Here is a 9,402-nt window from a genome sequence, read left to right on the forward strand (position 1 = left end):
CTCCGGAACAGATGTTTAATAAAAGGGAAAAATAAAAAAGCAGCTCAGATATCTGAGCTGCTCCTATATAATAAGTTAATCTTAATAATCTAATTAGCGCTTTACATACTTTACGGTAGCATACAGCAGCATCAGCGCAAACAGGGCAATAACAACATAGATCAAAGCACCACCCACTTTATCAAAGGTTCTATAAAACTCAGAGGTTTGTACTGTTAAGAATGTCTGTAACATGATTAAAGCATTTAAATGTGCCTGCAAGTTAGGGCATTCCCGTTAAAAATCCCATAGCCGCCGCCGTTTAATATGCGGCCAGCTGTTGAATACATTGATCCAGCCGGGATTTTGCCAGAAAATTTTTTTCCAGCTCCACCGCAAAAGGTACGGGCGTATCCAGGCTGGCGCAGCGCATTATGGGCGCATCCAGCTGCTGGAAGCAGTGCTCCGCTATCCAGGCGCTGATCTCTCCCCCCAGGCCGCCGGTAAGCGTATCCTCATGCAGTATCAGCACCTTACCGGTTTGGGCTACCGCCTGGCTGATGGCGTCATAGTCCAGCGGCAGCAATGTGCGCAGGTCCAGAATGTGGAGGGATAGCTCCGGGTGTTGCCGGGCATAATCCAGCGCCCAGTGTACGCCGCTGCCGTAGGTGATGATGCTTATGTCCGTGCCATGCTGCACCAGGCTGGCCTTGCCTATTTCTATGGGAAACCAGCCTTCCGGCACCGGGCCGCTAATACTGCGGTACAGGGCTTTATGTTCAAAATACAATACCGGGTTAGGATCTGCCAGGGCGGCCTGCAGCAGGCCATAGGCATCTGCCGGGGAAGAGGGGTATACCACCTTTAACCCGGGCGTATGGGTAAACCAGGCTTCATTACTCTGGGAATGGAAGGGCCCTGCGCCCACACCGCCGCCGGCCGGCAGGCGGATGACCACATCGGCATTTTGGCCCCAGCGGTAATGGATCTTGGCCAGGTTATTTACGATCTGGTTAAAGCCACAGCTCACAAAATCAGCGAACTGCATTTCTATCATGCTTTTATAGCCCATAATGGAAAGGCCCAGGCCAGCGCCAATGATAGCGCTTTCACATAAGGGGGTGTTGCGCACGCGGGCTTTGCCAAACTGCGCCAGCAGGCCATCTGTGATCTTAAAAGCGCCGCCATATTCAGCAATATCCTGCCCCATAAGCACCAGGTTGGGAAACTGCTCCATGGCGGTTTTTAACCCGGCGGCAATCGCGTCTATAAAACGTAGCTCGCGGGTTACAGCAGCGTGTGTGTGCTGAATGGCCGGCGCCGGGGCATAAATATCTGCCAGCTCCTGTGCTGTATCAGCTGCAAGGTCGGTTTCTGTTAAGGCATCATTTACCGCAGCATCAATATATTGTTTTTGCTGCCGGTGAATATCATTGATCTTCTCATCATCCAGCAGGCCTATAAAACGGAGAAAAGCTTCATAGTGATGGATAGGATCTTTCTGTGCCCATTCTTCCAGCAGGGCGGGGGGCACATATTTGGTGCCGCTGGCTTCCTCATGACCGCGCATGCGGAAGGTAAGGGCCTCTATGAGCACCGGCTTTTGCTCCCGCAGGGCATAGGCCTTGGCTTCTGCTACCGTGTTATATACTTCCAGCAGGTTATTACCATCGATACGCATGCTGTGCATGCCGTAACCAATGGCCTTGTCTGTCAGCTGCCCGCAGCGGTATTGTTCTGCTACGGGAGTGCTTAAACCATAGCCGTTGTTTTCTATGAGGAAGATGACCGGCAGGTCCCACACGGCAGCTACGTTCAGCGCTTCATGAAACTCGCCTTCGCTGGTGCCGCCTTCGCCGGTAAATACCAGGGTAACTTTTTGCTGCCCGGCCAGGGTATGGGCCAGGGCAATACCATCAGCAACAGAGAGCTGTGGTCCCAGGTGGGAGATCATACCGCAGATATGGTGCTCCCGGCTGCCAAAGTGAAAGCTGCGTTCCCGCCCCTGGCTGTAGCCCTGCCGGCTGCCCTGCCATTGCAGGAAGAGCTTGTGCAGCGGCATGTTGCGGGTGGTAAATACGCCCAGGTTGCGGTGCAGCGGCAATATCCATTCATCCTGCGCCAGGGCCAGGGTTGCGCCAACGGCAATAGCTTCCTGGCCAATGCCGGAGAACCATTTGCTGATCTTCCCCTGCCGTAGCAGCAGCAGCATTTTCTCCTCTACTAACCGGGGGTATAGTATAGCGTGGTAAAAATCCAGCAACTGCTCATCGCTGATCAATGTCCTGTTAAAGTACATAGCCGGGCTGGTTTGAATTACGAATTACGAATGTGATTGAAGCGAATGTTGATTGCGGGTTGCTTTAATCATTGATAAATATGAATTATGAACTGTGATGAAAAGCGAATGGTAATTATCGTACTGACAATTATAAATTACAAATAGTGATCGAAGCAGTTACTCATTACGAGCTACTTACTAATCGTACTACCCAATTCGTAATTAAAAATTAATCGCGGTCATTATCTCCGCCTGCCAGGCCGTGCATAATGCTGTTGATCACGGTCATAACAATGCTGAACAGCAAAGCCCACCAGAAACCTTCTACCCGGAAGCCGGATACCAGCCGTGCGGCCAGTAAAATAATAACGGCATTAATAACCAGCAGGAACAGGCCCAGGGTAACTACCGTAGCCGGCAGGGTAAGGATCACCAGCACGGGGCGTACCAGCAGGTTCAGGATAGCCAGCACAAAGGCCAGTATGAGCGCCGTTAAGAAGTTATCTATCTTAACCCCGGGCAGCAGGTAAGCGGTGACCATGGCGGCCAGGGCACTTACCAGCAGGCGGATCAAAAAGTTCATAAACAGATATTTATACAGAAAGATAAGAAAATAGCGTTATAAAAACATGACGCAAACGTAACAGCCTGAAAGGCGAACTTCCAGGCAAACATATTATTTTTGTATTTAATAAACCATATGTGTATGCGAAAACCATTTACCTGGTTACTGGCAACGGCCGGTGTGATCAGCCTTGCATTTGCCGCCTGTAGCAAAGACGATGATAAACAGGGACCGGATAACTCCGTAATTGCAGGTACCTGGCGCTTTGAGCTAGGCGTTGATTCCCTGTTCAACAAGCAAAACCAGCTGATCTCTGTAGACACCCTGGATGTGGAAAATCCCGCTAACACTTATATTACTTTTCAGCAGGACGGGAAATTCTCGTCCAACCTGAATGATACTACGGTTACAGGTACTTATGCGCTGGTGGATGCTAAAACCCTGGAGCTAAGCAACAATGGCAGCGTGCCGCAGCAGGTGAACATTGTAACCTTAAACAGTACGCAGCTGGTACTTTCCTCTACCGATACGGATTTTGGGAATGGTAATTACAGTAAGGAGTACTTCTATTTAAAAAAGTAAAACTGCCAAGTTTTCTATAGTAAAAATGAAAAAAGGATGGAGCGTAAGCCCATCCTTTTCTATTTTAGGTTTACGATTTACGATTTTAGATTTGATTGGAGCGGAATATTTCCCTAAATCTAAAATCGTAAATCTAAGATCTCAAATCAAAGAAAGTTATCGCTATCGCGGTAGGCTTTTATTACGGCCAGCTCTCCTTCCTTGCCTTGTCCGGAATTACCGTGCTCCATACCCAGCACGCCTTTGTAGCCTTTTTCGTGCAGGTGCTTAAAAATGTTCTTATAGTTGATCTCACCGGTGCCGGGCTCTTTACGGCCGGGGTTATCACCGATCTGTATGTAGGCAATTTCGTCCCAGCACATATCCATCATGGGTATCAGGTGGCCGGTATTGCGCTGCATATGGTAAATGTCATAGAGTATTTTGCAGGAGGGGCTTTTCACCGCCCGGCAGATCTCGTAGGTTTGATCGGCGGTGCGCAGGAACAGCTCGGGCGTATCGCTCAGCGGTTCCAGCACCATTACCAGGCCCTGTGGCTCCAGGATCTCTGCACCGCGGCGCAGGGCATCTATCACGTTGCCGGTTTGCACGCCAATAGGCAGCCTGCGTTCAAAAAAGCCGGGTACTACGGTAGCCCATTTGGCATTACAGCGTTTGGCGGTATCCAGGGAGGCTTTGCAGGTTTTTAAAAAGGTATCCACAAATTCCTGCTTACCGGTGGTGAGGGATATTTTCCAGTTATCGCCACTGTCAATTACAAATACGCCCATCTGCATACCCAGCTTATCCAGCAGCTTACCGATCTTTTCCTGCATGGCAGGCTCTCTTTTCAACATGCCATTATCTTCAATGGAACGGAAACCCTGGTCGTGCATGAACCGGATCTGGTCCAGGAAATCGTCGCCGGCGCTGTTCTTGAACATCCCATCATGCGGCGCATAGTTCATGTTAAAAGTTTTTTCTGCTGCCGGCGCTGTAGTGCCATCAGCAGTTTTAACGGCTGCCTGTGCGCCGCCAAAAGCCAGGGCCGATATACCGGCCAGGGTACCTTGTTGCAGGAAGGTTCTTCTTTCCATAACGTTTAGAAGGGTTAAGGGTGATGCTTTTATGAGGTCTTAAATTTAATAGGTTTTGGATGGAAATACTAACCCGCTGAAAAATTAGTATTGGATTCCACTAACGGATTTAATAAATTCACCCAATCACGCTAAAATTCCATGGAAAAAAAATTGACCGCACTGGCTCTGATAGCATTGTTTGCACAACCTGTACTGGCGCAAACGCCCGGCGATGCTAATTTTAAAACGTATGAAGAAAAGCTTCCCGGCACAGATGTTTCCTTTAAAATGGTACCCATACCCGGTGGCACTGTTACATTGGGCAGCCCGGCTACGGAAAAGGGCCGTGCAGCAGATGAGGGCCCGCAAAAGAAAGTAACTATTGCCCCGTTCTGGATGGGCGCCCGTGAGGTTACCTTTGATGAATATGATGTATATGCTGATGCAGAGAAAGATAAAACGCCCATACCTGATGGAATGACGCGCCCCAGCCCGCCTTACATTGATCTTACCCTGGGCATGGGTAAAAGCGGCGGCTTTCCCGCCAACAGTATGAGCCAGTATGGCGCGTTGATGTACTGCCGCTGGCTGTATATAAAAACCGGTGTGTTTTACCGCCTGCCTACAGAAGCAGAATGGGAATATGCCTGCCGCGCCGGCGCTGCCACAGCCTATCCTTTTGGGGATGATGCCGGAGAGCTGAAAAGATTTGCCTGGTATGCAGACAACAGCGAAGGAAAATATCATAAAGTAGGAGAGCTGCAGCCCAATGGTTTTGGCCTGTATGATATGCTGGGCAATGTTGCAGAATGGACGCTGGACCAATACGATCCGCAGTACCTGGAACATGCCGCCGCTACAGACCCCTGGACCAAACCCACAGCCAAAACACCGCGGACTATCAAAGGCGGCAACTACCAGGATGATGCAGCGCATGTACGCAGCGCAGCACGCCTGAAATCGGACCCGGACTGGAACCGCCGTGACCCGCAGATCCCTAAAAGCAAATGGTGGAATGCAGATGCGCCGTTTATTGGTTTTCGTATAGTGCGCCCCGTTAAGCAGCCTACCAAAGAAGAAGCAGCGCAATTTTTTGCAGAGGTATTAGATAAATATATTGGAGCGAGATAAGTAAACGAAGCACCTCTGACTTCCTATTTCTTACTCCCAACTAAAAAACCGTCAAAGATTTATGGAAAACGAAAAAAAACAAACATTCCACGCACAGAACCGCCGGGATTTCATGAAACAATCCACCCTGCTGGCAGGCGGCCTGCTGGCTATGCCTATGCTCTCCCACGCCAATTATTTTTCCGGCGCTAAAGACACTATTAAAATAGTGCTGATAGGCTGTGGCGGCCGTGGTACCGGCGCTGCCACCCAGGCGCTGAGCACCAAAGAAAATGTAGAGCTGATAGCCATGGCGGATGCTTTCCCCGACCGCCTGAACGACAGCTATAATAATATTAAGGAAGCCCTGGAAGAGAAAGGAAAGGGAGACCGCCTGAAAGTGCCGGAGGCAAATAAGTTCACCGGGTTTGATGCCTACAAAAAAGCCATTCCCCTGGCCGATGTGGTAATACTGGCCACCCCGCCGGGTTTCCGCCCTATACATTTTGAAGAAGCGGTGAACCAGGGCAAACATATTTTCATGGAAAAGCCAGTGGCTACCGACCCTGCCGGTATACAGCGGGTGCTGGCAGCTGCGGAAAAAGCAAAAGCAAAAAAGCTGAATGTAGTAGTAGGCCTGCAACGCCGGTACCAGAACTCATACCGGGAGCTGTACAAACGCGTGCAGGACGGCATGATAGGCGACATCCTCTCCATGCAGGTGTGGTGGAACCAGGGCGCTTTATGGATACGCCCCCGCAAACCGGAATACACAGAAATGGAGTACCAGATGCGCAACTGGTATTACTTTAACTGGCTGTGCGGCGATCATATTGTGGAGCAGCATATTCACAACATCGACGTAGGCAACTGGTTTAAAGGCGCTACCCCCGCCAGTGCGGTGGGTATGGGCGGCCGCGCCGTGCGTACCGGCAAGGATACCGGTGAGATCTATGACCACCATTATGTAGAATACCGCTATGATGATGGCATTGTAATGAACAGCCAGTGCCGCCACTGGAAAGACAGTGCCAGCCGGGTTGATGAAGAGATTGTGGGCACCAAGGGCCGCATTATCTGCGATAAAGGCCTGATACAGGATTACAAAGGCAAAACATTGTACCAGTTTGATAAAAAACAGGAGAATAACCCCTATCAAACAGAGCATGATGAGCTGTTTGCAGCCATTGCCAAAGGGGAGTATAAATTCTGGGATGCAGAACGCGCTGCGCAAACCACCTTAACGGCCATTATGGGCCGCCTGGCCACTTACTCCGGGCAAATTATTCCCTGGGATAAGGCGCTGCATTCCAATTTAAACCTGCAGCCGGAAACCTATGCGTTTGATGCCAAGCCGCCGGTAATGCCGGATGCAGACGGGTTTTACGCGTACGCCAAGCCAGGGCAAACGAAGTATTTTAGTTAATTAAGTCCATAGCCGATGGTCCATGGTCCATTGCTTTCATCGCGGTTGAAATAGAACGGGTGAGGGTGGTGGACCATTGGTTTTTTGGGAAAATAGTCCAAGGACCACTGGCGACGGACCACCGCCCGCGGTTGATGGCCATTTGTTTAAAGATGGTAACGATTGGTTTGGAAGTATTTATAGTAGAAAGGAGGATTGGTAAGAGGTTATTCCTGGTACTTTCAATAATGATACCTGCATTGCAGAATATGTAGCCGGTTATCTACTACTATATATACTAAACGGTGTTCCTGGTCAATTCTGCGGGACCAGCATCCGGCCAGGTTTTCTTTTAGCTTTTCAGGTTTTCCCAGGCCCTCAAATGGTTGACGGAGCGCATCTTTTACTAATTCGTTGATCTTCTTTACTATTTTTTTATCTGTAGCCTGCCAGTATTGGTAATCTTCCCAGGCATTAATATCCCAGCTAAGAATCAGATTATTCATCTACGAGATTATGTGATTCAAAATTGCCTTTGTTGCTCCTTTCCAGCGCTTCCGTTAAACGGGTACGGTTTGCATCACTGCGGTTCAGATAAGCGGTTTCTTTCATTGAATTATATTCTTCCAGGGAGATCACTACTACGCTTTTATCTTTTGCACGTGGTACAATCAGTACTTCATGGTTTTCTGTAACGCTATCCAGGTATTTTTTTAGCGAGTTTCTGAACTCACGGAAATTAATTACGTTCATAACTAACGGATTTAGTGTGTACTTGGATTTCGTAATACATCTAATAACACAAATGCGTACATAAATGTGTACACAAATATACGCGAAATAACAATGTGGTAAGAATATTTCCCTGTCCATGATCGGCGGGCGTAGCCCGCCTCCCATCATCTTTTTTTTGCGCTAACCCCCGCTAACTATTATTTTACCGTTATGAACATCAAGCATCCGCTAACATCCGCCGCCCTGCTATGCCTTACTCTTTTTTGCGCGCAGCCCCTGTGGGCGCAGCACAGCAACCTTCGTAAAGGGGCGCAGGAATTACTGAATAGCCAGCCGCTGAACCAGGCGCATGTAGGTATTTGCATTTACGACCCGGCCAAACAGCAGTACTGGTACCAGTACCAGGATAATAAATATTTTACCCCTGCCTCCAACACCAAAATATTCACCTTATTTACCGGCCTGCAAATGCTGGGCGATAGCCTGCCGGCGCTCAAGTACCTGGAAACCGACAGCGTGCTGTATGTAAAGGGCATGGGCGATCCTTCTTTTTTGCACCCGGATTATATTTCACAACCAGCCATGGACCTGCTTACCCGCACGGATAAACGTATTGTGCTGGTACCAACCGTAATTACCAATAAACGTTTTGGGCCGGGCTGGAGCTGGAGCGACTTTTCGGACTATTACCAGCCGGAGCTGAATGAGTGGCCGGTGTATGGCAATGTGGCCCGTATTAAGCACCACCGGGATACTATTAGCATTACGCCGCCGGCTTTTTCCTATGGCGGGCATTTTTCCTGGCGGGTAAATGATACGCTGGATGAAGCCCTAACGGAAAGGGATGAACGCAGCAACACTTTTTCCCTGCAATATGCAAAACGGGACACCGCCCTGCTGCTGGCAGAAGTGCCCTATATTACCGGCACCCTGCAGGACCTGGCGGCGCGCCTGCAGGATACCCTGCACAAACCCGTAACTGTGGCGGAACAAATGCCTGCGGTGAATGCCAAAGCATTTACTACGCTGTACAGCCGCCCGGTAGATTCCCTTTTTATTCCCATGATGCACCGTAGCGATAACTTCTTTGCAGAACAAACGCTGATGATGAGCAGCGCCACACAATGGGACACCATCAGCACACAAAAAGTAATTGACTATGTAAAGCAGCAATACCTGCAAAGCTTACCGGATAAGCCGGAGTGGGTAGATGGCTCAGGGCTTTCCCGCTACAACCTGTTTAGCCCGCGGGATTTTGTGAGCGTATTGACCATTATGCACAAGCAATTCCCTGAAGAAAGGCTGTGGGCCATTTTCCCAACCGGGGGCAAAGGCACGCTGCGGAATTATTATAAAGAGCAGTTTGTACATGCAAAAACCGGCACCCTTAGCGGGTGTGTAGCTTTAAGCGGATACCTGGTAACAAAAAGAGGGAAAACCCTGGTATTCAGCGTGCTGGTAAACAACCATAACGGCACCAGCACCGCTGTGCGGCGTGCAGTTGAGCGCTTTTTAACGGAAGTAAGGAATAATAATTAAGGGTTAATGTTGTATTTAAGCAGGCGGGTAGTATCATCTTCCTGATCTAGTTCTATAAGGCCAATACCTTCTGCATAATAGTTGGTAGCGATGACACCTAATGGGATGGTGGCGCCGAGGAACTTAACAGAAGCGCTGAGCGTTACAG

10 protein-coding genes are annotated in these 9,402 nt (G+C 49.4%); 4 read left to right on the forward strand and 6 right to left on the reverse strand.

What is annotated here, in order from left to right:
• Positions 1-93 precede the first annotated feature (93 nt).
• From VIM87_RS23900 to VIM87_RS23910, 3 genes are all read right to left on the reverse strand, one after another.
• Positions 94-234, reverse strand: a complete 141-nt coding sequence (locus tag VIM87_RS23900; RefSeq protein WP_331999446.1) for a hypothetical protein — start codon at positions 232-234, stop codon at positions 94-96.
• A gap of 67 nt (positions 235-301) precedes the next feature.
• The gene (locus VIM87_RS23905) at positions 302-2,278 is read right to left on the reverse strand and encodes an alpha-ketoacid dehydrogenase subunit alpha/beta (protein ID WP_331999447.1); all 1,977 of its coding nucleotides are present in this window, start codon (positions 2,276-2,278) and stop codon (positions 302-304) included.
• Positions 2,279-2,489: 211 nt separating this feature from the next.
• The gene (locus VIM87_RS23910) at positions 2,490-2,843 is read right to left on the reverse strand and encodes a phage holin family protein (RefSeq protein WP_331999448.1); all 354 of its coding nucleotides are present in this window, start codon (positions 2,841-2,843) and stop codon (positions 2,490-2,492) included.
• A gap of 123 nt (positions 2,844-2,966) precedes the next feature.
• Between VIM87_RS23910 and VIM87_RS23915 the strand changes: the two genes are divergently transcribed.
• A complete protein-coding gene (locus tag VIM87_RS23915) occupies positions 2,967-3,407 on the forward strand; it encodes a lipocalin-like domain-containing protein (protein WP_331999449.1) in 441 nt (146 codons plus the stop codon).
• Positions 3,408-3,553: 146 nt separating this feature from the next.
• Here VIM87_RS23915 and VIM87_RS23920 read toward each other — a convergent pair whose 3' ends face one another.
• A complete protein-coding gene (locus VIM87_RS23920) occupies positions 3,554-4,483 on the reverse strand; it encodes a hydroxypyruvate isomerase family protein (protein ID WP_331999450.1) in 930 nt (309 codons plus the stop codon).
• A 141-nt stretch (positions 4,484-4,624) separates the two neighbouring features.
• Between VIM87_RS23920 and VIM87_RS23925 the strand changes: the two genes are divergently transcribed.
• Together VIM87_RS23925 and VIM87_RS23930 are read left to right on the forward strand one after the other, a co-directional pair.
• On the forward strand, positions 4,625-5,596 hold the full coding sequence (locus VIM87_RS23925; protein ID WP_331999451.1) for a formylglycine-generating enzyme family protein: 972 nt from the start codon (positions 4,625-4,627) through the stop codon (positions 5,594-5,596).
• A gap of 61 nt (positions 5,597-5,657) precedes the next feature.
• Positions 5,658-7,001, forward strand: coding sequence for a Gfo/Idh/MocA family oxidoreductase (locus tag VIM87_RS23930; RefSeq protein ID WP_331999452.1), 1,344 nt, complete (start codon positions 5,658-5,660; stop codon positions 6,999-7,001).
• 221 nt (positions 7,002-7,222) lie between these two features.
• On the opposite strand, the gene VIM87_RS23935 is transcribed toward VIM87_RS23930, so the two are convergent.
• Complete coding sequence (locus tag VIM87_RS23935) at positions 7,223-7,486, reverse strand: Txe/YoeB family addiction module toxin (RefSeq protein ID WP_331999453.1); 264 nt, start codon at positions 7,484-7,486, stop codon at positions 7,223-7,225.
• Entirely contained in the window at positions 7,479-7,733 is a 255-nt protein-coding gene (locus VIM87_RS23940) for a type II toxin-antitoxin system prevent-host-death family antitoxin (protein WP_331999454.1), read from the reverse strand. The genes VIM87_RS23935 and VIM87_RS23940 overlap by 8 nt, the downstream gene beginning before the upstream one ends.
• Positions 7,734-7,925: 192 nt before the next feature.
• Between VIM87_RS23940 and VIM87_RS23945 the strand changes: the two genes are divergently transcribed.
• Positions 7,926-9,254, forward strand: a complete 1,329-nt coding sequence (locus tag VIM87_RS23945) for a D-alanyl-D-alanine carboxypeptidase/D-alanyl-D-alanine-endopeptidase (protein WP_331999455.1) — start codon at positions 7,926-7,928, stop codon at positions 9,252-9,254.
• Positions 9,255-9,402 lie beyond the last annotated feature (148 nt).

The organism is Chitinophaga sp. (assembly GCF_036569125.1).
Lineage (GTDB): Bacteria > Bacteroidota > Bacteroidia > Chitinophagales > Chitinophagaceae > Chitinophaga.